Source organism: Dactylosporangium aurantiacum (genome assembly GCF_000716715.1).
GTDB lineage: Bacteria > Actinomycetota > Actinomycetes > Mycobacteriales > Micromonosporaceae > Dactylosporangium > Dactylosporangium aurantiacum.
Genome location: NZ_JNYJ01000011.1, coordinates 88,762 through 113,210 on the forward strand (window position 1 = coordinate 88,762; position 24,449 = coordinate 113,210).

22 protein-coding genes are annotated in these 24,449 nt (G+C 73.4%); 18 read left to right on the forward strand and 4 right to left on the reverse strand.

Translation table 11 applies throughout. The features are described from left to right. Window positions 1-53 precede the first annotated feature (53 nt). The gene (locus tag OP18_RS57145; RefSeq protein WP_156089531.1) at window positions 54-1,220 is read right to left on the reverse strand and encodes a serine/threonine protein kinase; all 1,167 of its coding nucleotides are present in this window, start codon (window positions 1,218-1,220) and stop codon (window positions 54-56) included. Between the two features lie 185 nt (window positions 1,221-1,405). On the opposite strand from OP18_RS57145, the gene OP18_RS14970 reads away from it, so the two are divergent. From OP18_RS14970 to OP18_RS15040, 15 genes are read left to right on the forward strand one after another with little or no spacing between them, the layout of a single operon-like run. Next, the gene (locus tag OP18_RS14970; RefSeq protein ID WP_081970765.1) at window positions 1,406-2,245 is read left to right on the forward strand and encodes a CHAT domain-containing protein; all 840 of its coding nucleotides are present in this window, start codon (window positions 1,406-1,408) and stop codon (window positions 2,243-2,245) included. Beyond that, the gene (locus OP18_RS57150) at window positions 2,242-2,805 is read left to right on the forward strand and encodes a hypothetical protein (protein ID WP_033359485.1); all 564 of its coding nucleotides are present in this window, start codon (window positions 2,242-2,244) and stop codon (window positions 2,803-2,805) included. Before OP18_RS14970 ends, OP18_RS57150 begins: the two co-directional genes overlap by 4 nt. After that, window positions 2,802-3,803, forward strand: a complete 1,002-nt coding sequence (locus tag OP18_RS57155; protein ID WP_033359486.1) for a ThiF family adenylyltransferase — start codon at window positions 2,802-2,804, stop codon at window positions 3,801-3,803. The genes OP18_RS57150 and OP18_RS57155 overlap by 4 nt, the downstream gene beginning before the upstream one ends. Continuing rightward, window positions 3,800-5,293, forward strand: a complete 1,494-nt coding sequence (locus OP18_RS58635) for a hypothetical protein (RefSeq protein ID WP_162189798.1) — start codon at window positions 3,800-3,802, stop codon at window positions 5,291-5,293. The genes OP18_RS57155 and OP18_RS58635 overlap by 4 nt, the downstream gene beginning before the upstream one ends. Next, a complete protein-coding gene (locus tag OP18_RS58640; protein ID WP_052386743.1) occupies window positions 5,290-6,279 on the forward strand; it encodes a ThiF family adenylyltransferase in 990 nt (329 codons plus the stop codon). Before OP18_RS58635 ends, OP18_RS58640 begins: the two co-directional genes overlap by 4 nt. Next, window positions 6,276-7,844 carry an effector-associated domain EAD1-containing protein gene (locus OP18_RS14995; RefSeq protein WP_033359488.1) on the forward strand — a complete coding sequence of 523 codons (1,569 nt, stop codon included), beginning with the start codon at window positions 6,276-6,278 and terminating at the stop codon, window positions 7,842-7,844. The genes OP18_RS58640 and OP18_RS14995 overlap by 4 nt, the downstream gene beginning before the upstream one ends. Then, complete coding sequence (locus OP18_RS15000; RefSeq protein ID WP_033359489.1) at window positions 7,834-8,895, forward strand: JAB N-terminal domain-containing protein; 1,062 nt, start codon at window positions 7,834-7,836, stop codon at window positions 8,893-8,895. The genes OP18_RS14995 and OP18_RS15000 overlap by 11 nt, the downstream gene beginning before the upstream one ends. After that, window positions 8,846-9,676: a hypothetical protein gene (locus OP18_RS15005; RefSeq protein WP_156089532.1), complete on the forward strand. Its 831-nt coding sequence runs from the start codon at window positions 8,846-8,848 to the stop codon at window positions 9,674-9,676. The genes OP18_RS15000 and OP18_RS15005 overlap by 50 nt, the downstream gene beginning before the upstream one ends. Before the next feature lie 2 nt (window positions 9,677-9,678). Further along, window positions 9,679-11,508, forward strand: coding sequence for an ATP-binding protein (locus OP18_RS15010; protein WP_052386744.1), 1,830 nt, complete (start codon window positions 9,679-9,681; stop codon window positions 11,506-11,508). Further along, window positions 11,505-12,653 (forward strand): AAA family ATPase, encoded by a 1,149-nt coding sequence (locus tag OP18_RS15015; RefSeq protein WP_052386745.1) that lies wholly within the window; start codon window positions 11,505-11,507, stop codon window positions 12,651-12,653. The genes OP18_RS15010 and OP18_RS15015 overlap by 4 nt, the downstream gene beginning before the upstream one ends. Before the next feature lie 11 nt (window positions 12,654-12,664). Then, window positions 12,665-13,456, forward strand: a complete 792-nt coding sequence (locus tag OP18_RS15020) for a hypothetical protein (RefSeq protein ID WP_033359491.1) — start codon at window positions 12,665-12,667, stop codon at window positions 13,454-13,456. 1 nt (window position 13,457) lies between these two features. Beyond that, window positions 13,458-13,718, forward strand: coding sequence for a hypothetical protein (locus OP18_RS15025; RefSeq protein ID WP_033359492.1), 261 nt, complete (start codon window positions 13,458-13,460; stop codon window positions 13,716-13,718). Continuing rightward, on the forward strand, window positions 13,715-14,368 hold the full coding sequence (locus OP18_RS15030; RefSeq protein WP_033359493.1) for a soluble NSF attachment family protein: 654 nt from the start codon (window positions 13,715-13,717) through the stop codon (window positions 14,366-14,368). Before OP18_RS15025 ends, OP18_RS15030 begins: the two co-directional genes overlap by 4 nt. After that, complete coding sequence (locus OP18_RS15035) at window positions 14,368-15,912, forward strand: hypothetical protein (RefSeq protein ID WP_156089533.1); 1,545 nt, start codon at window positions 14,368-14,370, stop codon at window positions 15,910-15,912. Before OP18_RS15030 ends, OP18_RS15035 begins: the two co-directional genes overlap by 1 nt. Next, window positions 15,909-18,932 (forward strand): WD40 repeat domain-containing protein, encoded by a 3,024-nt coding sequence (locus OP18_RS15040; RefSeq protein ID WP_156089534.1) that lies wholly within the window; start codon window positions 15,909-15,911, stop codon window positions 18,930-18,932. The genes OP18_RS15035 and OP18_RS15040 overlap by 4 nt, the downstream gene beginning before the upstream one ends. Window positions 18,933-18,968: 36 nt before the next feature. On the opposite strand, the gene OP18_RS15045 is transcribed toward OP18_RS15040, so the two are convergent. Further along, window positions 18,969-19,178 carry a radical SAM-modified peptide, FtsH ternary system-associated gene (locus OP18_RS15045; protein WP_033359496.1) on the reverse strand — a complete coding sequence of 70 codons (210 nt, stop codon included), beginning with the start codon at window positions 19,176-19,178 and terminating at the stop codon, window positions 18,969-18,971. Window positions 19,179-19,213: 35 nt separating this feature from the next. Next, window positions 19,214-20,221 (reverse strand): radical SAM protein, encoded by a 1,008-nt coding sequence (locus OP18_RS15050; protein ID WP_033359497.1) that lies wholly within the window; start codon window positions 20,219-20,221, stop codon window positions 19,214-19,216. 264 nt (window positions 20,222-20,485) lie between these two features. Here OP18_RS15050 and OP18_RS57165 point away from each other — a divergent pair, with 264 nt between their 5' ends. After that, window positions 20,486-21,001 (forward strand): PASTA domain-containing protein, encoded by a 516-nt coding sequence (locus OP18_RS57165; protein WP_156089535.1) that lies wholly within the window; start codon window positions 20,486-20,488, stop codon window positions 20,999-21,001. Window positions 21,002-21,055: 54 nt separating this feature from the next. Here OP18_RS57165 and OP18_RS15065 read toward each other — a convergent pair whose 3' ends face one another. Continuing rightward, window positions 21,056-21,556, reverse strand: a complete 501-nt coding sequence (locus OP18_RS15065; protein WP_033359500.1) for a YcxB family protein — start codon at window positions 21,554-21,556, stop codon at window positions 21,056-21,058. 282 nt (window positions 21,557-21,838) lie between these two features. On the opposite strand from OP18_RS15065, the gene OP18_RS15070 reads away from it, so the two are divergent. Both OP18_RS15070 and OP18_RS15075 read left to right on the forward strand, forming a co-directional pair. After that, entirely contained in the window at window positions 21,839-22,885 is a 1,047-nt protein-coding gene (locus OP18_RS15070; RefSeq protein WP_156089536.1) for a glycoside hydrolase family 26 protein, read from the forward strand. A 92-nt stretch (window positions 22,886-22,977) separates the two neighbouring features. Further along, entirely contained in the window at window positions 22,978-24,444 is a 1,467-nt protein-coding gene (locus OP18_RS15075) for a hypothetical protein (RefSeq protein ID WP_033359502.1), read from the forward strand. Window positions 24,445-24,449 lie beyond the last annotated feature (5 nt).

The following is a 24,449-nucleotide window of genomic DNA, read 5'->3' on the forward strand; positions in this document are numbered from 1 at the left end:
GATCGGGCAGTGCACCGCGCGTGGCCGCCGGGGTGCCGGAACGCGTGGGCCCGTCATCGCAGCAGCCCGACGCACGTGACGGCGACGAGGAACACCACGGCCAGCAGGACCGCCGCCGCGGCCAGTGTCTGCAGCTTGGCCTTCGACAGCGTCGACGCCGTCGACGGGCGGCCGTAGACCTTGCCGGACCCGCCCGAGGTGGCCGGCCGCGGCGGCGCCGGGCGGGCCGGCGCCGGGCGCGGCGCGGGGGACGGTGCGGCGACCGTCGCCGCCGGCGTGCCGGGCCCGGCGGCGCGCTGCCCGGGGATGCGGCTCGTGGCCTCCTGCTCCGCGGCCCATTGCCGGTACGCGACCCGGAACTTGCGCTGCCGGTCCCGTAGCCGGCGGAAGTCCCCGCGGATCGCCTCGTCCCTGGCGACCAGCTGCGGCCGCTGGACACCGTGCGGCCGCCGCTGCAACCGGTCCAGCAGCGTCTGGGCGGTCGGGCGCCGGTCCGGCTCGGCGGCGAACACGTAGTCGATGTCGAGCCCCGCCACCGGGTCCCGGCGCAGCAGCAGGTCGCGCAGTGCCGTGTCCTGGACATCGTCCAACTCGGCGCGCAGTGCTGCCGGATCATCCGGTGGCGGTTCACCGGTGTAGACGCAATAGATGACCCGACCGGCCGCCGCTATGTCGTCGCCAGGATGCGCGGGACTTCCGTCTGGATATTCACCGCAAAGAGCGGCATGACCGAAATCGACGATCTGCAGCGTCGTGCCGTCCCACTGCAGCGTGTCCATACCGATCGACCCGTGCACGATGCCTGACAGCTCAAGAAGTGAGAGGGCCTGCAGCAGATCCGTGATGATCTTCATGCGCTGCGCATGCGGCAACGGCCAGGCATTATGATCCCGCGCGAGCCGGGCCAGTGCGGTGCCCCTGAGGCTGACCACGCTGCTGGCCGGGGAATCGTCAAAGTTGTACCCCAGGCATTTGGAGATCAATTCACCGCCATGGGTGCCGAGGAAACGCGAAACCTCCAGCTCACGGCGTAGCCGAGGAGTCGCGGCACCGTCGTCCTGCACGGTTTTCAGGGCCACCGGCCCGCTGAACGAGTGGTGCCCCAACCGGTACCTGATTCCGCCGGCCAGGCGCTGTACCTGGCCGAAGTCGACGACATACGCCGCCGGAGTGTGTGACAGATCGTTCGGAAGTATGAGTGAGAGCGTCTCTTCGGCCATCCACCCATCCCTGTTCGGTAGCCGGTGGCTGAGGCGAAAATACTCGGAAGAACAAGTTCCGGGGTACCAGACTAATGGGTACTGTTGGCCGCAGCCCCGGGTCGGTCCGTATTGACGCTCGTACGATTGACAGCGACCGCGGGGCCGCACAATGCTGACGTGAATCGCTCGACCGGGGGTGGTACGTGGCAAATGCATTAGCCGACGTCCTGCAGGATCTGTACTACGACGGCGACGCCGCCCGGTCGTTGTTGATCAGGTCGGGATATCGACCCGCACAGATTCCGTTCTTCCGATCCGCGGAGACGTTCTGGCCGGAGGTGGTGCTGCGGCTCGAGCGGGGAATCGTCAAGGACGGCATCCGTCTCGTGCTGGTCAATGCGGCGCAGGACCACCCCGGCAACGACGCGGTGCAGGAGCTGCTCGCCCGGCACGGCGGGACGCCGCCGTCGCCGCGCCCGCGGGTGCTCTGCCTGTTCGCCGACCCGTCGCGGTCGTCGAAGCTGCGGCTGGACCGCGAGGCCCGGCTGCTGCAGGAGCTCGCCGGTCTCGGCGGGTTCGAGCTGCGGACCCGCCAGGCGACGCGCGTCAGCGACATCATCCGCGCGCTGCTGCAGGAGAAGCCGCAGCTGCTGCACTTCGCGGGTCACGGCCGCGCCGACGGATGGCTGGTGTTCGAGGACGACGACGGCAGGCCGACCGTGGTCGAGCCCGCCCGGCTCGCCGAGGCGATCACCGCGACCGGCGTCCTGGAGTGCGTCGTGCTCAACTCCTGCTACTCGGGCGCCGCCGCCGAGGCGTTCCGCGGTGCGACCAGGGCCGTGGCCGGTTGCGTCACCGCGCTCGGCGACGACTGCGCGCTCGCGTTCGCCCGTGGCTTCTACACGGGGATCGGTGCCGGGCAACCGCCGGGCCTGGCGTTCGAGACCGGCCGGGCCGAGGCCGCGCTCGTCCAGCACGACACCACCGGGCTGCACTTCGTGTCCTTCCTCCCGGCGCCCGCGGCCAGCGGCGGCACACCATGAGCGAGGACGCGATCAAGCGGTTCGAGCGGGGGCGCCGGCGTGGCCGCGACCCGGTGAACACCGGCGCGGACGGGGTGGCGGTCACCACGACCGACTCGCTCTGGCTGGCCGACTACTGCGAGTGCGGTCACACGTTCCGCCAGGGCGACCCCGTGTACGTCGAGTACGGCCCGCCGCTGGTGGTGCGCCACCACAGCCCGGCGCTGCCGTGCTCGCGCCACGTGGAGGGCGGCGGGCAACTGACGGACGACGGCAGCCGGGCCAGCGCCTTCCACAAGGCACTGGATGCGGCCAACCCACCGCCGCAGGGCACCCTCACCGAGCGGCTGCTGCCGGGGCACCCTCTGCTGGTCGACGTGCGTCCCCGGCTGCACTGCGCCTTCTGCAGCAAGACGTTCCGCCCGTACGAGATGGCGGTGATCTGCCCGTGCAGTCTCGAGGCGCCGAAGTGCCGCCTCGGCGTGCACCGGGACCCCGGCCGGGGCAACGACTGCTACGACGCCTGGGTCGCCAACGGGCCGCTGGTGCGCTGCCCGACAAGCTTCCAGAAGGTGCAGTGACCGGGACCGGGCAGCGGTTCGTCCGGCACGCCCTCATCCCCGGCTGGGACCAACGCAGCCTCGCCGGGTCCTCCGTGGTGATCGTCGGCGTCGGCGCGGTGGGTTCCGAGGTCGCCCGGCTGCTCGCCCTCGCCGGCGTGGGCCGGCTGCTGCTGTGCGACCCGGACACCGTCGAGGAGTCGAACCTGAGCCGTGGCGCGCTCTACGGCCCGGCCGACGTTGGCCGCGGGAAGGCGGAGGCGGCCGCCGCGGCACTGCGCCACCGGGACCCGGCGACGGCCGTGACCGCCAGGACGGCCGATTTCCGGCACGGGGTTGGCCTCGCCGAGCTGCGTGCCGCCGACGCGGTGCTGTGCTGCCTGGACAGTGTCGCGGACAGGATCGCCCTGGCCAGCCGGTGCGGCCTGGTCGGTGCCGGACTGCTGGACGCGGGCACGTACCCGTGGGGCGGCGAGGTGCGCTACTACCCGCCGGGAGGGGCGTGCTTCGCCTGCGGCTGCAGCCCGGCCGAGCGCTCCCTCACCGCCTGGCACGTCACGTGCGCTGATCCGCCCGCACACGCCGGCGCGTCCGGCCCGGTGTCCGCGCTGACCGCCGCGTGGCAGTCGGTCACGGCGGTCCGGCTGCTGTTCGGCCTTCCCGTGCCGGCGGGCGCGGTGCGGCTCGATCCGGTGAGCGGGCTCAGCCAGCCGGTCGGGCTGCGGGCCGATCCGGCGTGCCCGTGCCATGAACGGCTGGATCCCGCCCGGATCACCCTGGCCGGGTTCGGCCCGGCCGGCACCGTCGCCGACCTGCTGGCGCTGGTCCAGCCGGGCGAGCACGCCCTCGCGTGGCAACCGATCGTGCCGGGCGACCCGCTCGCGCCGATGACCATCGCGGCCGCCGACCCCCGCGCGACGCTCGCGGAGCTCGGCATCCCACCGGGGGAGATCCTCCCGGTCGTCCGTCCGCCAGATGAAGTCAGGTATCTGGAACTGCAGAGAGAAGCGCCGGCATGAAGTATCCCGAAGTCGCCAGGCTCATGGCCGAGCTCTACTTCGACCAGCACTCGGCCCGGTCGGCGCTGATCCAGGCCGGTTTCCCCGCGCACGCCATCCCGGCGTTCGCGGACGCGTCGTCGTTCTGGTCCCACGCCGTCCTGCAGATGGAGAAGGGCTTGGGGCCGGCGGACTCGATCATGACGCTGATCGCGGCCACGGCGAAGATGTTCGAGGGCAGCCCCGAGGCGCAGGCGCTGCACGCCAAGTTCAACGGCGGACCGCAGGTCAGCAGCTCAGCGAGGCCCGTCGCCCCGGACGGGCCGTGCCCGACGCTGACCCTGATCGGCGCGGACCTGCCGAACGAGTTCCTGGACGTGATCCGCGAGCAGCTGGGCTCGAACGCACCCGACCTGCTGTACGTGTCGAAGCAGCAGTGCGCGGTGTCCATCGCCGACCCCGGCAAGAACGCCGGGCAGCTGCAGCAGCAGATCCAGGAGCTGATCCAGACCTACGCGCCGGGGGTGAAGCTGCAGGTCGTCTACGAGAAGTACCCGTTCCGGCCTTACCTGCTCAGCGCGCTGACCGTGTTCGGCCCGGACACGACCCCGTACCTGCTGCAGTCGGTGCCCGCGACGATGACCCCGCGCGACATCGCCGCCGCCATCGTCGCCGAGACCCGTGCCATGACCGACAAGCAGGGCGGCCCGGTCAGCACCGTCATCGACGCCGAGACCGAGGACGGCCCGTCCCGCCTCGACCCGGACCGCACGCTGCACGAGAACAACGTCAAGGACAAGGGCAAGCTGCGCGTGGGCACCAAGGCCATCGCCGGCAACATCTCACCGGAGCAGCGGCTGGAGGCACAGCTGCGGATGCGTGCACAGATCCGCCGTTACGCCTACGGTCAGCCGCACTTCGAGATCGTGGACTACGACAACGAGGACCTGCCCAACCGGATCACGTTCGAGGCGCAGGGCCCGGGTCTCGCCCCGCCGGAGAACCTCGAGGAGTTCCTCGCCGGCACGGAGAACCTCCGCATCGAGGACTACCGGGCACTGCCGTGGGAGCAGCTGACGCCGGTGAAGATCTCGTTCCACCGGTTCACCATGTACCTGTCCGCGATGTTCCCGGTCGTCGCGCCGTACGTCGTGTGGAACACGCCGGTGTTCCACCCGAACATCTGGCGGCTGGTGCAGCCCGGCATCCGACCGGGCACCGTCTGCCTGGGCCCGCTCATGGACGGCTACCGGCCGGACCTCGACTTCGGCTACCTGTGCCAGCTGCTGGTCGACATCGGCACGTACCGCAACTACGACGTGGTCGACGCGAACACCTACCCCGACCCGCCGGCGGCCCTGTGGGCCCGCACCGAGCGAGGGCAGGAGCTGATCCGGTCGATCGGCGGGCCGCCGATGCGCCCACCGACGCAGCGCGAGGACGAGAAGCCGCTGGCGCCGTCGCTGTGGCTGCGACCCCTCGCCGACGTGCACCCGATGGAGCGGCCGTGAAGGGCGCGACCAGGCTGGTGCCCCTGCCGCGGGTGGAGAAACACCTGGCCGCCGCCACCGTCGTGGTGGTCGGCGTCGGCGGGCTCGGCACCGAGGTGGCGCGGCTGCTGGCGCAGGCCGGTGTCGGGCGGATGATCCTCTGCGACCCGGACACCGTCGAGGCCTCGAACCTCAGCCGCGGCGCGCTCTTCCTGCCCGCCCACGTCGGGCTGCCGAAGGTGGATGCCGCCGCGCAGGTGCTGCGTGAGCTCGCCCCGGGGATGGAGGTCGAGGTCCGGGCCGACGACTTCCGCTACGGCGTGGGGCTCGGTGAGCTGCGGGCCGCGGACCTGGTGCTGAGCTGCCTGGACAGCATCGCCGACAGGATCGCCCTGTCCAGCCGGTGCATCTTCTCCGGCAGCCCGCGCGGCCTGCTCGACGCGGGGCTGCACCCCTGGGGCGGGGAGGTCCGGCACTACAGCAGCGACGGCAGCTGCTACGTCTGCGGCTGCTCACCGGTCGACCGGTCGATGCCCGCCTGGCATGTCGCCTGTGGCTTCCCCCCGGTGCTCGGCGCGCCCGCGCCCGTGGTGACGCTCGTGGCGTCCTGGCAGGCGATGTTCGCGGTCCGGCTGCTCTTCGACGAGCCGCTGCCGGAGGGCATCGTGACCGTGGACGCCGCGGCCGGTCTGAGCCGCCCGGTGCTGCAGGACCGCGCGGAGGACTGCCCCTGCCACGAGGTCATCGACCACCGGTACATCGCCACGACCGACCTCACCGTCGACTCCACGGTCGAGGAGGTGCTCGCCCTCACCACCGCCGGCGAACGGGTCCAGTCCTGGAACCCGGTCGACCGGCAGGACGCGCTGTCACCGCTGCACCTCGACGCCGCGGGACCGCAGCGGCGCCTGCGCGAGCTCGGGATACCCCCGGCGGAGTTCCTGCCGGTGCTGCGGGCCCGCCCCAGCCAGCACGTCCGCTACCTGGCACTGCGGGGGGCGCTGTGACACCGCAGGAGGACCGGGCACGGGAGCTGCTGGCCCAGCTGTACTTCGACGAGGACGCGGCGCGCGGCGTGCTGATCAGGATCGGCTACCCGCTGTCGGCGCTGCCGAAGTTCGTCACGGCGGAGACCTTCTGGCCGCAGGTGATGCTCACCCTCGAGGCCAGGGTCAGCGACGGCATGATCAAGCTGCTGAAGGCCGCCATGCTCGGCTACCCGGGCGTGGCGGCCCTGGAAGAACTGCACGACGAGGTGCTCGGCGCCTCGATCGTGGCCCGGCCCTACCGGTCCGGGCCGGCCGGGCCGGGCCCGCAGCAGCCGGCCGCCGCCGACGGTGACGTGCCTGAGCGGCACGACGCGGAGACCGGCGGATGGCGCGCCACCGAGGACACGAGCGGGGCCCCGGCGCCGCCTCCGCCGGGCGTGACCGACGACGCCACCCGCGCCGGCGCCGGCCGGTGCCCGACGCTGGGCCTGGAGGGTGCCGACCTGCCCGAGCAGTTCCTGGCGGTGGCCCGGGCACTGCTCGGCGACGACATCTCGATGCTGTACGTGGCCCGTGAACAGTGCGCGCTGCGGATCCCCGACCCCGGCGACCGGGACGAGGAGATCAGGCACAAGATCCAGGAGGACATGCGGGCGTACTCGCCGGGCTGCCGTGTCACGTTCCAGGTGTTCCCGTTCCGGCCGTACCTGTACAAGCACCTCATCGTGCACGGGCCCGACACGTCGGCGTACGTGCTGGGCGACGTGCCGGCGACCTCCACGCCCGAGGACATCGCGGCGGCGATCATCGCCGAGACCCGCGACGCGCAGTCGGGCGTCGAAGGGCTCATCCGGGTGGTCGTCGACCACGACGAGGCCGACGCCAGCCGCCGGCTCGACCCGTTCGCCACGCTGCACGAGTGCGGCGTGGGCGACGGCGACAGGTTGCGGGTCGCGCCGAACGCGGTGGCCGGCAGCCTGTCGCCGCAGGTGCGCATGGCGGCGGTCGTGCGGGCCGCCGCGCAGCTGCGGGGCTATGCGGCCCGCCGCCCGGAGTTCGTGATCGACGACTGGGACGACCCCGACGTCCCGTGCCGGGTCACGGTGCGGATCACCCGCCCCGGCCTCGCACCGCCGCCCGATCCGGACGGGGTGCCGCAACCGGTGGCGACGCACCGGGTCGCGGTGCACTTCCGGCCGATGTTTCCCCTGGTGGCGCCGCATATCGTGTGGGAGAGCCCGATCTTCCATCCCAACATCCGTGCCGCCGGCCAGGACGAGTTCCCGGCCGGGACGCTGCAGTTCCATCCGCTGCTGGTGAGCTACCACCCCGGCGTCGACTCGGCACACATCGCCCGGGTCCTCACCGCGGTCGCCGCGTACCGCGACTACGACCTGACCGAGGGCGCCGCCGCGCCCAATCCCGACGCGGCGCGGTGGGCCGGGACCGAGGCCGGCCAACGGATGATCAGATCGATCGGCGGTCGCCCGCTGACCGACGTGGTGCGCCAGGGCGACCCCCGGACGCGCTCGCCCCGGCTGTTCTGGATCAAGCCACTCGGTGAGGTGCCACATGGACATTGATCTGACCATCTATCAGGGCGAGGACCAGTTCCACTTCGGCGAGTTCGCGCTGTCACCGGTCCTGCGCCACGCGGCCCTGCTGTGCTTCGGCGACCGGGCCCGGCGCGGGCAGATCGAGTTCCAGCTGGAGGAGTCGGAGGACGACCGGCCCTGGACGGGTCCGCCACAGGTGCGCAACCTGACCGACCGGTTCGCCCGCTGCAGCATCCGGCTGCTCAATGACGGCGAGACCCTCGCGGTGGAGCGGATGCGGGTCGTGGACCTGTTCGGTCCGGTGCTCGCTCCGGAACTGGCGCAGCTGCAGCCGGAGGAGACCCATTGGGCCTTCAGGCTCCGCAAACGGCGCGTGGCGACCCTGCTGCAGGTCGCCGAGGTGCTGGCGGAGCGGCTGCTGAGCAACGAGCGGCCGGCGCCGGAGGCCGAGGGATCCGTGGACGTCGACCCCGGCGAGCGCCGCCACCGGCCGTTCACGCTCACCCCGATGGCGGCCACCGACGCCGAGCTGGTCCAGCCGAGCACGCTCGGCCTCGATCCGGAACGGTTGGGCCGGCTGAACATCCTGATGTCGAAGGACATCCACGACGAGTTCCTGCGCCGCATGCCGCTGTCGAACCGGATGGAGGAGGGCGGGTTCCTCCTCGGGCGGATCAGCAAGGCCGCCGACGACGTGCACCTGGTCCAGATCACCCACATCACGCCGGCGCACCGCTCCGGCGCCGGCGTCATCCACTTCACGTTCACCGGGGACAGCTTCCTGGCGGCCGCCCAGCTGATCGAGGACCGGGGTGAGGACGAGCAGCTCGTCGGCTGGTACCACACCCACCTGTTCGGTCTGGACTTCTCCATGGGCCTGTCCTCCATCGACGTCGACCTGCATCTGGCCACCTTCCAGCGCCCCTGGCAGGTCGCCGCGCTCATCAACATCCGGCGCAGGGACCGCGTCCTGCGCTTCTACGGCCGCGACGAGAAGACCCTGCGGGAGTACGACCAGTGGATCTCCGATGACCGCACGAGCTACCGCCCTGCACCTCGTCCGATGGGCGACGACTGACATGCGGCAGGCCATGCCGGAGGGCGATCTCGCGCAGGCGGCGAACCTGGCCGAGCCGGATCCCGAGACGCAGCGGTGGATCGGCCGGCTGGCCGCGGTGACGGCCGCCCGGCTGCGGCTCGACCCGGTGCCGCTGAACGACCGGCGGCCCGCGGGCCTCGGCGTCGCCGTGCTCGCCGCCGCGGTCGGCGCCCACCGGCTCGGCGAGCGTGCCACGCTGCTGCTGCGCGCCGTCCGCCCGGCCAGCCGCACCGCCGACCTGCTGGCACATCACGGGATCGTCGAGCCGGCGTCGGCGGTGCTGCCCGACCTCGCCGAGCAGCTGCGCGACCTGTCACCCCTGACCGGGGTGCTGGACCGGCCCGGCCCGCGCAGCACCGGCGCGTGCGAGAGCCTGCTCGACCGGCTGCGGACCGACCCCGGCACCCGGGCCATGCTGGTGCTGCGCTTCGCCGCGGCGCCGCAGACCGGGGCGCAGGCACGCTGGCGCGGTGAATGCCTGACCTATGTGCGGCACGAGGATCCGGAGTTCGTCCTCGACGTGTACGAGACCGCGCTGCTGCACCATGCGCGCGAGCACGAGATCCAGGCGCGGCTCGCCTGGCGGCAGATCCTCGTCGACCGTGCGCCCGAGCTCGCCGCGCCGACCGCGTACTGGTGGCGGGCCCTCGCCGAGCTGGAGGCGGCCGAGCCGGCCCGGATCCGGCGGCGTCCCCGCCTGGAGCACCGCCGTGTCGGCACCAACCTGTTCCGGCGCGTGCAGCAACTGGAGGCAGCGTGAGTATGCGGGTCGAACTGGTGTATGCGGAGGCGGAGCAGGTCTCCCGGTTCAGTCAGCTGCCCGGCCACACCGAGTTCGGGGTGGCCCTGGCCCATGCCGGGCTGCTGCTGCTGCAGCGGCTGCAGCCGAAGGTGGCAGCCCTGCCGATGGGCTCGGTGGAGATCAGCTGGCTGCCGGTGGCGCAGTTGCAGGACGGGCGCGAGGTGTACGAGGCCGACGGTGCACCGCGCATCGTGCGGCACGCGCCGCCGCCCCCGCCCGAGCCGCCGCCGGTCAAGCGCCCGGACAGCATCACCGAGGGCGACGCGACCCGGATCGCCTACGACGCGTACATCCGTGAGGTCGCCTCGTTCCTGCGGTCCGGGCTGTCGGTGCTGGTGGCGTGCGAGAAGGTCGTCGTGCCGCACCTGGCCGAGCACATCGTGCGGCTCAGCGGCCAGGAACCGAAGGTGCTGACCGTGCCGGCCGGTGCGGAGGACCAGGCTGAGCCGCCGATCGACCTGCGGCAACTGGGCGGTGCCCAGACGAGCCTCCGGCAGCGGCAGCTGGCCCAGCTGCGTGAGCTGCTCCGCGAGATCACCAAGGGACAGGTGCTGGTCATCACGCACCTCGATCTGCTCGGCGGCGGTTCGGACTCGGCCCTGGCGAACGAGACCCGGGACCTGGTGGACCTGCTGTACGGCGCGGAGGACCCGGTGATGCTGGCGTTCAGCGACCCGTCGCTGACGCTTCCGGAGGTGCTGGCGGCCCGGTTCGCGGTCCGCGTCGGGTTCGAGGGCAGCCCTCGTCTGGTGCCGCTGGGCGGCAGCCTGCAGCCGATCGAACGGGCGCTGGTCACCGTCGGCGAGGCCGAACGGTTCACCGGGATCGACACCGCGGACTTCTACAAGTACGTCGCCGGGCTCAACCCGGTCCGATTGCGGCAGGCGATCCGCTACTCCTATCAGGAGACCGAGGGCCGCGAGGGGGTGACGGTGAAGGACCTGCAGGAGAACATCCGCAAGTTCAAGGCCCAGGCATCGAGCAGCTTCGAGATCCCGACCGTGACGTTCGACCACATCGGCGGCTACGGCGACGTCAAGTCCGAGATCATCAGGGCGCTGGACGTCATGGCCAGAGCCCGGGAGCTGCCGGATGAGTACCAGGAACTGCGCGGGGAGCTGATTCCCCGGGGGTTCATCTTCCACGGCGAACCGGGCACCGGTAAGACCCTGTTCGCCAAGGCGATCGCCAACTCGATGGACGCGACGATCCAGGTGGTGTCGGGTCCGGAGGTCACCAACAAGTACGTGGGCGAGAGCGAACGGAAGATCCGGGAGCTGTTCGCGGAGGCCCGGCGCAACGCCCCGGCCGTCATCGTCTTCGACGAGTTCGACTCCATCGCCGCCAGCCGCAGCACCGCCGACGACGGCGGGAGCCGGGCCGGCAACGCGATGGTGGCGCAGATCCTCACCGAGATGGACGGTTTCCGGCCCGACGTGCAGATGCTCGTCATCGGCACCACCAACCGGTTGGAGATCATCGACCGGGCGCTGCTGCGGCCCAGCCGGTTCCAGAGCTTCCACATCGGACTGCCGGACGCCGAGGCGCGCCGCGGCATCATCGAGGTCCACGCCCGCCGGTTCCACATCGACGTGAGCGGGCTGATGGAACCGCTGATCGTCGCCTCCGAGGGCTGGAACGGCGATGAGATCCGCGCCCTGTTCCGCGACGCGTTCGTGGACCGGTGGCGGGAGGACAAGGCGGCGGACGCCGAGCGGCTCGGCGAGCTCGTCGGGCACTACCAGCGGGCCCGGCGGGAACAACAGCGCAGCAAGGCGGGACGTCAATGAAGCTCAGCGACCGGCAACTCGGTGTGGTGCGCAGCCTGCACGCGGTCCGTCGCGACCTCGACGCCCGGTTCGTCGGCCGGTCCGCCGCGGTGTCCCTGCTCGCGCTGGCGGTGGTCGCCCGGGAGCACATGCTGCTCATCGGGCCGCCGGGCACCGCCAAGACGGAGCTCATCCACCGGTTCGCCGGGCTCATCCAGGCCCGGCGGTTCAACTATCTGCTGACCCGCTTCACCGAGCCGTCGGAGATCTTCGGGCCGCTGGACTTCGAGCTGTTCCAGCAGGGCACGTACCAGGTGAAGACCGACGGCATGCTGCCCGAGGCCGAGGTGGTGTTCCTGGACGAGGTCTTCCAGGGCAGCAGCGCCATCCTCAACACACTGCTGGCGTTGATCAACGAACGGCGGTACCACAACGGGGCCAGGACCGTGTCGACCCCGCTGATCAGCCTGTTCGCCGCGTCCAGCGAGCTGCCGGAGGACCCGGCGCTGCAGGCGTTCAGCGACCGCTTCCTGCTCCGGCTGGAGGTCACGCCGGTGGGCGCCGCCCGGCTGCCGGAGCTGCTGGACCGCGGCTGGGAGCAGGAACGCCTGCGGCTGCTGGGGGCCGAGCCGCCGATGCTGCGGGTGGAGCAGCTGCGGGAGCTCTCCGACGTGTTGCGGGACGTGGACCTGCAACCCGTGCGTGGCATGCTCGCGGACCTCATCGGTGAGCTGCTCGCCCAGGGGGTGACGCTGTCGGACCGCAGGATCGTGCGGGCGCAGAAGCTCGTGGCGGCCGCCGCGCTGCTGCGTGAGGACGGCACGGCCCGCCCGCGGGACTTCTGGCCGCTGGCGCACCTGTGGACCGAACAGTCCGATGCGGCGCTGCTGCGCGACGCGGTCTACGAACGGGTCATCGACGACGGCGGCGAGCCGGCGACGGCTCGGCGCAGCCCCGCCGAACTCGCGGCGATCGCCCAGCACGAGGCGGCGATGATCCTGAGCCGGCAGGGTGCCGTCGCCCGCGGCTCGGTCATCGCGGCGCTGCGCACCATCAACGAGCTGCTGACCGACGCCCGCACCCACCACCCGGCGGCCCACCCGACGCACGAGCTGATCCGCACCCAGCGGGACCGGGTCTCCGTGCTGCTGGACCAACAGCCCTGAAAGGACGAGGCATGTGCAATCCGAGGCGCATACGTGTCCAGGCGAAACGCAAGATTGCCGAAGCGTGGAAGGCCGAGATCGAGCGGGCCGCGACCGCACGCGGCGACGTCAGCTCGGAGGCCCGGCTGGTCCAGCTGATCGACGACCTGCTGCCCCGACCCGCCCGGATGGCGTTCGAGCGGGCGATGCGGGACTCCGCGGACTGGGCCGAGTCCGGCGGAGAGTACCGCCGGGCCGTGCCGGGAGGCACCATCACCTACCGGCCGGACACCGGCGAGCTGGAGATCGTCATCATGCTCAGCGCCGCCGTCGAGGCGGTCGCCACGGCGAAGCTCGTCGCGGCCGGCGAGGTCACCGACGAGGTGGCCGCCGAGGCGAGCGGCCAGTACTACGACGACAACTACCGTGGGCAGACCCGCGAGATGGCCGAGACGCGGGCCCGCGCGGCCGCCGAGGCGAAGGTCGCCGCGCTGGCCGACGACCGGCTGGCCGCGCTGAAGCTGGAGGCCGAGGAGCGGGCCCGCTTCGAGCTCAACGCCCGCGCCGGCGAGGCGGTGCTGGAGGCGCGCCGCAGCGCGGAGCGGGAGCTGACGCTGAAGTCGGACGAGATGCGCACCAGTCTCGACGACGAGGCCGGCCGGCGGCTGGAGGAGGTCCAGGAGGAGACGCTCAAGGGCATCTTCCAGCTGGTCGCCACGGGCTACTCCCAGGCGCTGCAGGCGTACGCCGAACAGTACGGCGAGAACCTGCGCGTCACCGAGGAGGACGGCGTGATCCAGATTCAGTTCGAGCTGGAGCAATGAGATGCGCGTACGGGTGGTCTTCCGCGTCGACGCCACGACCGGCCAGGTCGACGAGTTCCTGGTCGAGGACATCAGCACGCAGCCGGAACCGGAGCACGACGCGACCCATGACCGGATCGCCTACGAGGTCGGCAAGGTGGTCGAGCGGCGGCCGTCGCCGCAGCAGGTCGTCGGCGGGGTGAGCGGTGACCAGACACCGCTGGTCTACCAGCCCGAGGACACGCTGCCGCCGGTTGCCGACGGGGAGACCACGAGCGAATGACCGCGGCGCGGCTGCACCTGCTCGCCCAGGCGGCACTGTGTTTCGAGCAGGCCGGGCAGCTCAGGGAGGCGGCCCGGTGCCGGGAGAAGGCGGGGGAGCTCGTCGCGGCGGCGGGGTTGTTCCGCGCCGCCGGGGACCTGCAACAGGCCGCCGCCTGCTTCCACCGGGCGGGGCGGACCGCCGACGCGGTCGCCTGCCTGCTGGCACTCGGCCGGCCGCGTCAGGCGGCGGACCTGTGGACGCAGGCGGACGCCCCGCTGGAGGCGGCCTGGGTCCTGGCGGTCGACGCCCGCGAGCCGCAGGCGGCCCGCCGGCTGCTGGCCGGCTGCACGCCCGCGGGCCGCGGCGAGCAGCTGCGGCTGCGACTCGCGGCTGCCCTCTGCGGTGCCCTGGAACGGCGCCCCGAGCCGCTCGTCACGGTGCTGCGCGAGGTCGAGGACCAGCTGGCCGCGGTCGCCCCGGCCAGCGAACAGGACCGGCTCACCCGGTGGGCGGTGCAGGCCGCCGACCAGCTGGGTCGCCCGGATCTGGCGGCGCAGGTCTTCGCCGCCGCATACCGCTGCAGGCTGCGTGGCACGGTCGGCCGGTGGCGTGAGTGGGCCCGGCCGGCCCTCGGCGGCACCGCTGGCATACCGGAACGGGAGCTGTGATGGCACGGTGGCGCAGACAACCTACCCCTCCTGAACCGCCGCCGGGCGCGTTCCACATCACCCGCCTGGACCCGAAACCGGTGCGCACCGCGCCGCCGGCCGCCGCCCCGGCGGCCGCGCCGGAGCACATGTACGCGGCCAGGTTCGCCGCCGCGGCGGACGCGCTCACGCTGCTGGCCGCCGTCCGCGACGAGGCGAAGCGCCGGTTCCCGCCGACGCGACGCGCGCCGGACGGTGCGATCTGGGTCGTCGTGGAGGCGCCGCGTCCCGCCGACGCGGAACTGGCGTGGGCGCTCGGCGGCGTGGTCCACCTGCCGGACGGCCCGGACGTGGTCTCGCCGCGCGGCCGCCGGTACCGCTGGGACGACCTGCAGGCATGGTCGCCCGTGTCGTGGGTGGAGCTGGCGAGCCACTTCGCGACCACGGCGGGGGCGGTCGAGCATCAGGAGGTGCTCGTCGTGACGACGGGCTCGCTCGCCCGGTGGGTCATCGACCGGTTCCAGGCGTCCGACGTCGACCTGCACGTCGCCGCCGCGCAGCTGACGCCGCTGTTCCGCGGCTCCGCCCAGCAGTGGCCGGCGGTGCTGGTGCGGGCCGAGGGCAGGGGGCGGACCGTGCCGCGGGCGTTCGCGCACGCGCTGAGCGGGCTGCCGCACACGGTCGTGTGCCGGCTCAGCGGCGGCCGGCTGCTGATCGACCAGCGTCTGGCGCTGCCGCTGCCCGACCCGGAACTGGCGCTATGGGTGCCGAACGACCAGGAGTGGCTGCTCAGCGGCGATCTCGGCGTGTGGCAGATCACCGAGCGCGGCGCCGAGTACGTGCCGCCGCTGCGGACCGACGCGACGCTGCCGCCGCCACCACCCCCGCCGGAGGGGCGCCTGCCGTCCGGCATCGGGGTGGACGTGACCCTGGTGCGGGACGAGCAGCCGCGGACGGTCGACGCACTGCTGCTGCGCGACGACGAGCTGGTCCCGCTGCGCCGGTTCCTGACCGGGCATCCCGCGGCCGAACGGGCCTTCATCGTGCTGGGTCCCGGGCTGCACCTGTTCGCGGAGCCGGCCCGCACCGTGTCGGACATCCCGTTCGGGTTGCCCCTGCACCGGGTCGGGCCGGGCGCGCTGTACCAGGAGGTCGGCTACCGGCTCAAGCCGGCGCTGCCCGGACCGGCGCGGGCGAAGCTGTTCGACCTCGACGACACGTCGCTGGTGGTCCTCGCCGCCGGCGGCGCGCACCGTCTGCGGCTGACCGACGCCGTGCCGGCCTGGTCGCTGTGGCTCGGGCCCGCGGTCGCCCCCGCAGTGGAGCCTGAGCCGCTGTCGGCGGCCGCGCGGGCGATCCTCACGCAGGTCGACGCCGTCGAGGCACGGGTCGAGCCGGCCGGCCTGGTGCCGCCGTCCGAGGATCCCAGCGGCAACCTGCGCAGTGAGGGCTTCCTGCTCGAACAGCAGGGCAGGCTGGCCGAGGCCGCACACAAGTACTGGGAGGCCGGCGAGCCGGCCCTGGCCGCCCGGCTGTACGAGCTGGCCGCCGAGGCGGACACATGACGATGCCGGGGACCGTCGCGACCCTGACCGTGGCCGGATGCAGATGCGTCCGGATCTCGCCGGACGGCACCAGTGTGCTGACCGTCGGCGACGAGGGGATCCAGGTCCGTGAGGCGTCCGGCGGGCCGGTCGGCTGGTCCCGTGCGTGGCAGGTGCCGGCCGAGTTTCCCGTCGAGTCGGTGTGGGGTGCCGGCGGCGACTCGGTCACCGTGCTCACCGGCGGCGCGCTCCGGCTCCTGGACGCGGTGACCGGCGCCGACCGGCCCGTGCCGGACGAGCTGGCCGGACGCTCCGACGTCACCGCCCTGGGGCTGTCGCACAGCGGCCTGACGCTCGCCGTCGGTACCCGGGAGGGCATCGTCCTGCTGTGGCAGCAGGACACCGGCCGGGTCACCCGGCTGCGCGGTGGCGGCGACCCGGTGTCCTCCCTCGCCTGGCGTCCGTCCGGCGACGAGCTCTGCGTCGCCCGACCGCGGTCCCTCCAGTTCTGGCTGTTACCCGCCGAGACGATGATCTCGTCAGTCGACATGGGCGACGTCAATCCGCTGCGCCTGGCCTGGGCGCCGGATGGCGACCTCATCGTGGTCCTCGGCCTGCGCGACGTCCGCGTGCTCAGCGTCATGACCCGCGGCGAGAGCGCGCCGCCGCTCCTCACCGGCGGACGCCCCGCCGGACTGGGCTTCAGCCGCACCGGTGCGATGCTCCTCGTCGCGCTGCCGGGCGGGTCGGTCGCGTGTTTCGACCGTCAGCTGCAGCCGGCGGAGGTCCTGCGGAGCGGACGGTCCGCCGCCGTCACCGAGCCGGCCATGCTGCACGTGAACGAGACCGGCCTGGTCGCGGTCCGGTCCGACGCGACGACGGTGACCGTGTTCGGGCTGTCCGACACGGCACTGCCGGACGAGGGCCGCCGGCGCGCGGTCGCGCTGCGCCGCTGGGCGGCCGGCGTCGCCCGGGTGACGGCGCCGATCGAGCGCGACGCACCGTCGCCGGTGCCCTCCACCCTCGCGCGGCGCGCCGGCTTCGCCTGGACCGACGACGGCTGGCTGCTGCAGGAGCGCGCCTCCGGCGAGCTGTCCCGTTTCGGGGCCGACGGGCAGCGCCGCTGGGTCACGCCGGCCGGAACCGGCCCGCTGTCGGGCGACACCAGGTTCGTCGCCATCGGCGGCGCGGACGGGCGGACCACGGTGCTGGACGCGGCGACCGGCGGCCCGATCACGGTGCTCGCCGGCACCGGACCGGCGAGCTGGGCGCCCCACGCCCTGGCGGTCGCCGCGCCGCGCCGCCGGGACATCCTGGTCTACGACCTGAGCTGGAACGTCCGGACAGTACCGGTGCCCGACGGGGTCGGCGACCCGGCCTGGTCGCCGGACGGCACGACACTCGCCGCCGCGTCGACCAACGCGATCGTCGTCTGGGACGGCCGCACGCTCGCCCGGACCCGCAGACTGGAGATCGGGGCGACGTCGCATCCACCGGCGGTGCTCTGGTCGCCGGACGGCGCCCGTCTCGCCGTCGGGCGCACCGGTGGCCCGGTCACCGTGTGGAACACCGGCACCTGGCAGGCCGGACGCCCGATGGGCAGGTCGGCCGGCGACGGCCGGCAGGCGTTGGCGTGGTCACCGGACTCCCGGCTCCTCGCGGTCCCCACGATGCGGCCGATCGGCGCGGTTGAGCTGTGGGACGCCCGCCACGGCCGGTTGGTCCTGACCGTGCCCCCACCACCGGAGGGGGCACGACCGGTGTCGAAGATCGACTGGTCCGCCGACGGGCGGTTCGCCGTGGTGCACGACGACGGGACGGTCGTGCGCTGGGCGATCAGCGTCCCGCCGCCGCAGGAGGACGAGCGGCCGCTGCCACATCCGGCGCCGATCCTGGCCACGCTCGTCGCGGCGACCGCGCTGCGCGGCACGACGGTCCCGCTGGGGTTGCTCGGGGACCTGTTCGCGCTCGTGCTCGGCCGCGACGCCGGGCCGCTGGCCGAGTTCGACGGCCATCCGGGGATCGTGCTGCTGCGCAGCCTGCGCTGGCCGCCCGAGGCGGCGGTCGGACTGGCGGTGCTGGTCGCCGCCGGTCTCCCCGCCGCGCCCGACCTCGCGCCGCCGGCCGATCCGACCCTGGAGGAGCTGCGCGGCGCGGTCGAGCACGCCCTTGCCGGGGTCGCCCTGCCGGCCGGCTCGTACCAGGTGCCGGCCGCCGAGATCCTCGCCGAGCTCGACACCATCGACGACTCCGTGCTGGTGCTCGCGACCCTGCTCGGGCCGGCCGCGGTGGCCGCCGCCCCGGACCTCATCGCCCGGGTGCGCAGCCAGAGCTTCGGCGGCTGGTCCCTCGCGCCGCCGCAACGGCGCCTGCTGGGGCTGCGGGCGACCGTCAGCACGGTCGGCGGATCCCAGGGGCACGGCGTCGGCGACACGCGGGGCGGGATCGCCCGGCACGGCGAGCTGCCGTCGCTGCTGCCCTCCCAGCTTGCCCTGCCGCGGGCCGTGCTCACGGCCAAGAAGGGCCGCGACGAGCTGCTGTTCAGGACCCGCCAGGGCGACCTTCCCGTCGAGGCGCAGCCGGTCGTGCTGCTGCTGGACGACACACCCGCGGCGTTCGGCGCGGTCGGGGTCACCCTGCGGGTGGTGGCGAACCTCCTGGCGGGTGTGGCCGTGCGGCAGCACCGCAGGTGCGCGCTGGTGCAGCTGAGCTCCTCGCGGGTGACCTTCCTGACGGAGATGGCCGACCTGGTGCACCTGTGGGCGGGTGGGGCTGTCGAGCGCCCCGACCTCCCGGCGGCGCTCGCCGCCGCGAACGGTGTCGCGGCGCAGCTCAGTGACCCGGTGAACGGGCTACCGCGGTTGCTGCTGCTGACCCATCCGTATCTGCCGTGCGCGAGCCGGCCGGGGCTGCACGTCGTGCGGGTGCACTACCCCGGCATACCGGTCGAGGACCCGTCGCCGCGAACGCACGTCATCGCCCCCGGCGCGGACGCCGACACGCTGCACGCGCTCATCGGCGACATCCTGGCCTCGTCGTGACCGCGTCCCAGCGGCGCGTCCGCCACCCCGCGGGGCTCAGCCGCACAGCATCTGCTCGATCTCCGGCGGGTCGAAGCCGCGCAGGATCGCCTCGATCACCTCGGGCCGGAACGCGTCGCCGAGCACCTCGACACCCTCCTCGGTGACGGAGACCTGGAACCGCACCAGGCGGCCCTGGGGGTGCTCGGCGTACTCCTCCGGCTGGATCAGGTCGGGCAGGTTCTCGACGAACTTGAACTCGCTCATGCCGCTCCTTCGCCGCTCATCGGATCGCGCACGCCTCACCAGCGGCCTTCGAGCACCGTGGCGCAGCCCGGGCAGCGCCCGTTGTCGAGCAGGTTCTCCTCGAGTGACCATATCCCGCGGCGGACCACCGTGGCGGCACACGAAGGGCACCGCGTGGCCCGTCCCGCGTCGCCGAGCGCGCGCTCGACGTAGATGTACCGCAGCCCGGCGGCACGACCCGCGTCGACCGCCTCGACGAGCGCATCCGGGGCCGTCGGGTCCGCGTCCTGCATCCGGTACGCCGGGGTGAACCGCACCAGGTGCCATGGGATGTCGGTGCCGATCGCGGCGATGGTCGTGGCCACCGCCGCCGGGTCGGTCACGCCGGGGATCAGCGGTGTGGACACCTCGACCCACGTGCCGTGCTCGCGGAACGCCCGGATGGCGGCGACCACCGGTTGCGCCGGGGCGCCGGTGAGGCGGCGGTGCGACGGCTCGTCGACGCCTTTCAGGTCGATGTTCACCGCGGCGAGCGCCGGCGCGCACACCGCGACGGCCTCCGGGGTCAGGAAGCCGTTGCTCTTCCACACGACCTCCACGCCCACGGCACGGCCTCGCGCGGCGAGGTCGAGCGTCATCTCCGGGGCGAGTGACGGCTCCGTGTACGACAGCGCGACGGCGGCGCCGGCGGCGGCCGCTTGGGCCACCACGGCGGCCGTGTCGACCGGGGCGGCACCCCACCCGGCCTCGTCGTCGCGTCCGTACTGCGAAATCCGGTAGTTGACGCAGTAGTCGCACCGGAACGAACAGCCCGGCGCCGCCAGCGTCACCGTCGGCGTGCCGGGCCGGTAGTGGAAGAACGGCTTGCGCTCGACCGCATCGACGTGCCGCACCGACGATGCGAACGTGACGGTCTCGATACCGCCGCCCGCCGCACCCCGGCGGACCTTGCAGGCGCCGACCTGGCCCGCGGACAGCACGCAGTGGTGCGGGCACAGCCGGCAGCGGGTCCCTCTGGGCGTGCGCTCGCCGAGCACGCCCGGCATCCAGCGGCCCGGCGTCATCGGACCGCTCGCGAAACGGCGCGGGCCGCCGCCTGCCGGCGCTGCCCGGCGACCTGTGGCTCGGCCGTGCTGATGGCGGCTTCCGGGTGCTTCATCCCACGGCTTCCTCGTCGGCTCGCGCCCGACCGGGCCATCCGAGACTACCGCGCGACGAGGAGGATCAATTCCACCGTGCGACCGATGTCCGGTCGATGATCGGCGCGGACAGCGGGGCGTGCGAGGCCTGCGATTGCCGTCGGGGTGGGTGCGGGGCAGAATCCGGCGGTGACCTCTGCAGATCAGCCGGCCGGCGGCGGGCCGCCCGGGCCGGTGTCGCGGCGGCGGGCCGGCCTCGTCGCCGGGCCGGTCGTCGCCGTCGTGGTCGTCGTCGTGGCCGGGCTGGTGCTCGCCGGGCGGGGCGGCGACGGCGGTGCACCGGGTGCCGGTGCGGGCACGTCGGCGGTGGCCCCGGTGGTGACGTCGGGTTCCGCCGGTACGAGCGCCGCCGCGACCGCCTCCAGGGACGCTTCGCCGGTGGTGCCGCCCCCGACGGCGGCGGCCGCGACCAGTGCGGCGGCGGCGCGGTTGGTGATGCCGGACCTGGTGGGCAAGAACGCGGCCGCGGCCCGCATCGAGCTGGAGGGGCTGGGCTTCACCGACGTGCGGTTCGGCTCGGCGGACGCCGGCGACCCCGACGTGGTGCTGCCGCAGAACTGGACGGTGGCGCGGCAGTCGGCGGCCGCGGGCGACCGGGTGCCGGCGGACACCCCGATCGTGCTGACCTGCACCCGGAGGGTGTGAGCGCCGCCCCGCACCGGAGGGTGTGCGCGCCGACCCGCACCCGGAGGGTGTGTGTCAGGCGGGCGCCGAGGGAAGGCTGCCGCGCTCGGTCAGGAACGCGCGCAGCGTCGCCTGCTCGTCGGCGGACATGAACTGCAGCGGGATCACCGTGTACGGCACCCGGCCGGTGAACAGCACCCAGAAGCCGCGCGACTCGGTCACCTTCGTCACCTCGTCCCAGTCGAGGTGGCCGCTCTCGGTGCCGCTGCGCATGGTGACGGTGTCGTCGTTGATGTCGTAGCCGCCGTCGACGGCGAGGCCGTCGAGGCGGCGGCGGGCCGACCAGCGGGCCCAGAGCGGGAACAGCATCGACGCGACGCCGACGACGAGGATCGTGGTGAAGATCGCGCTGGCGTCGAAGCCGTCGCCGCCGATCGGCACCCACAGGCCGATCAGGCCCACGGCGATCAGCGCGAAGCCGATGTACCGGTACTTGCGCAGGTACACGTCGCTGAGCACGGTGGCGACCCGGGCCGCGTACGCGGGGTCGGCCGGGACGTCGAATCGGATGTGCACGCCCGGAAGGATACCGGGCCGGCGGCGCGGATCCGGACACAGGCCGCAACCGCCCGGCAACCGAGGGGCACCGCCGGCGCGGCGGACGTCCCCCGATCGGCTGTCCACTGTGGACGCGGACAGCGTGGGGCGGACACCCCAACGGCAACCCGCGGCGAACCGGGGGCGCTCCGGGCGCCCCGGAATCTTGTGGAGGTCAGGCCGCCGGGGCCTGGCGCCAGACTCCGGGGGAGATCCGTTTTGTCGTTCGCCGCGCTCAACTCCGACCGTGTCCGTCGCGCCGTGCGCCGGCTGTTGCCCTTCGGTGTGCTCGCTGCCGGTGTGCTCGCCGGCGCCGGCACCGGGCAGGCCGCCTTCGCCGCCACGGCCACCGGTGCGCAGTGCACGGTGAACGCCAAGCTCGTCCCCTCGTGCGGGGTGCTGTGGGGCGCCGCCGCCGGCGGGTTCTCCGACGTGCCGCGCGACGAGGCGCTCAAGACGTTCGAGCGCAAGACCGGCCGGACCGCCGCGATCTACCACACCTACCACAAGGGCAACGAGCTGTTCCCGACCAAGGACGAGGTCGCGATGACCACGGACCCGGCGAAGCCGCGCACCCTGATGCTCAACTGGAAGGTCGCGTACGGCACCACGTGGGCGAAGGTCGCCGCCGGCGCGCAGGACGCCCGCATCGACCGGGAGGCCGCGTACCTGAAGGCGAACTTCACCAGGCCGTTCTTCCTGGTGCTGCACCACGAGCCGGAGAACGACGTCAACCCGAAGGCCGGCTCGGGCATGACCGCGAAGGACTTCGCCGCCATGTACCGGCACACGATCCAGCGGCTGCGCGCCGCCGGCGTCACCAACGCCGTGTCGACGATCGCGTACATGAACTACGAGAAGTGGAACAACTCCCCGTGGTGGGCCGACCTGTACCCGGGTGACGACGTCATCGACTGGATCGGCGTCGACTCGTACCTCAACGCGCAGCCCGGCGGCTTCCACAGCGGCGACTTCACCTCGCTGATGAACCGCACCACCGGCAACCAGACCTCGAAGTACCCCGGCTTCTACACCTGGGCCACCACCAAGCACCCGGGCAAGCCCGTCATGGTCGCCGAGTGGGGCGTGTACGACTCGTCGGCCAAGGTCGCCGGCGTCAACAAGGCCAACGTGTTCGACACCGTCCTCGGCGACCTGGCCGCGCTGCCCGCGATCAAGGGCCTGGTGTACTTCGAGACCGCCCGCGACCAGTCCGGCCACGACATCCGCGTCGACGACACGCCGCAGGCGCTCACCGCGTTCCAGCGCATCGCCGCCGACCCGCGCTTCAACGTCACCGTCAAGTAGCCAATTGGCCACCCCCGGTGCCGGAGGCCGTCCAGGATCCCCGGGGTCCTGGGCGGCCTTCGCGGATGCCGGGGGTGGCAGACTGGGCGACCATGAGCGAAACGGCGCAGCCCACCGGGGTGGTCATCCCGACCGTCGACGGGGCACCGAGCACGTCCGCGCTCGGCCGGGGCGTCGTCGCCGACGCGCTGCGGGCGGTCAACCCCGAATGGGCCCGCGACGCGGAGCGCACGACCGACTGGCGCGGCGGGTACCTGCGCCACTTCCACCGCCTCGTCGAGGCCGGGCTGCCGTCCCGCGAGGCGGCGCTGACCGTCGCCGCGGACGGCCTCACCGGGTTGCGGTCGCGGATGCGGTACCGCCACCGCCCCGGCGACGAGGAGCAGCCCCTCGACGCCGCGTTCGACGCGCCGGCCGGTGCGCCGCTGCGGACGGTCACCGTCACCGGCTCCGGCGAGGTGCGGCGGGACCTCGTCGTGCCGTACCGGGGAGAACGTCTGCAGGGAGCGAGCCTCGACCGGCAGCTGGACCGGTGGGTCGACGGCGGCGTCGTCGAGCGCTCCTGCGCCGACGCGGTGCGCACCGTCGCCGCCAACCCCGACTGGCTCGCGCTGCCCGGCCGGCCCGTCGTCGTGCTCGGCGCCGGCGCCGAGATGGGACCGCTGACCGCGCTGCTGCGCTGGGGCGCCGACGTCGTCGCCGTCGACCTGCCCCGCCCCGCCATCTGGCAGCGGCTCCTGGAGACCGCGCACCGCCACGGCGGCCGGCTGCACGTCCCCGTCGCCGACGGTGACGGCGACCTCGCCCGGCGGGCCGGCGCGGACCTGCTGCACGACCTGCGCCGGGTCACCGGCTGGCTGGGCGAGGTCGGCGGCGCGCCGGTGCTCGGCAACTACGTGTACGCCGACGGGCCGCTCAACGTGCGGGTCGCCACCGCCGTCGACGCGCTCACCGTCCGGCTCCGCGCGGCCCGGCCCGACGTGGCCCTGGCGTTCCTCGCCACGCCCACCGACGTGTTCGCCGTCCCCGACGACGCCGTCGACGAGGCCACCCGCCGCTACGCGACCGCCACCGGCATCGGCCGGCTGCGCCGCCCGCTGCGGGCCCTCAGCGGCGGGCGGCTGCTGGCCCCGAACTACCCCGCCGGGCGGTACCCGGGCGTCAACGACAGTCTCGTGCCGCAACAGGGGCCCAACTACGCCCTCGCGAAACGCCTGCAACGGTGGCGGGCCGCGCACGAACGCGCCGCCGGCGCCACCGTGTCGCTCACCGTCGCGCCGGCCACCCGCACGCGCAGCGTGCTGAAGAACCGGCTGCTCGCCGCCGCGTACGCGGGCGCCCACCGCTTCGGCATCGAGATCTTCGAACCGGCGACCAGCAACACCCTCATGGCCGCGCTGCTCGTGCACGACCTGCACGTGCCGCGGCCGGCCGGCACCCACCCGTGGCAGGAGGAGGCGTACGCGGCCGCGCACGGCGGGCTGTGGCGGCAGGCGTACGCGCCGCGCAGCGCCCTCGGCCTCGCCGTCCTGCTCGGCATCGGCGCGGCCCGCGGCTGACGCCT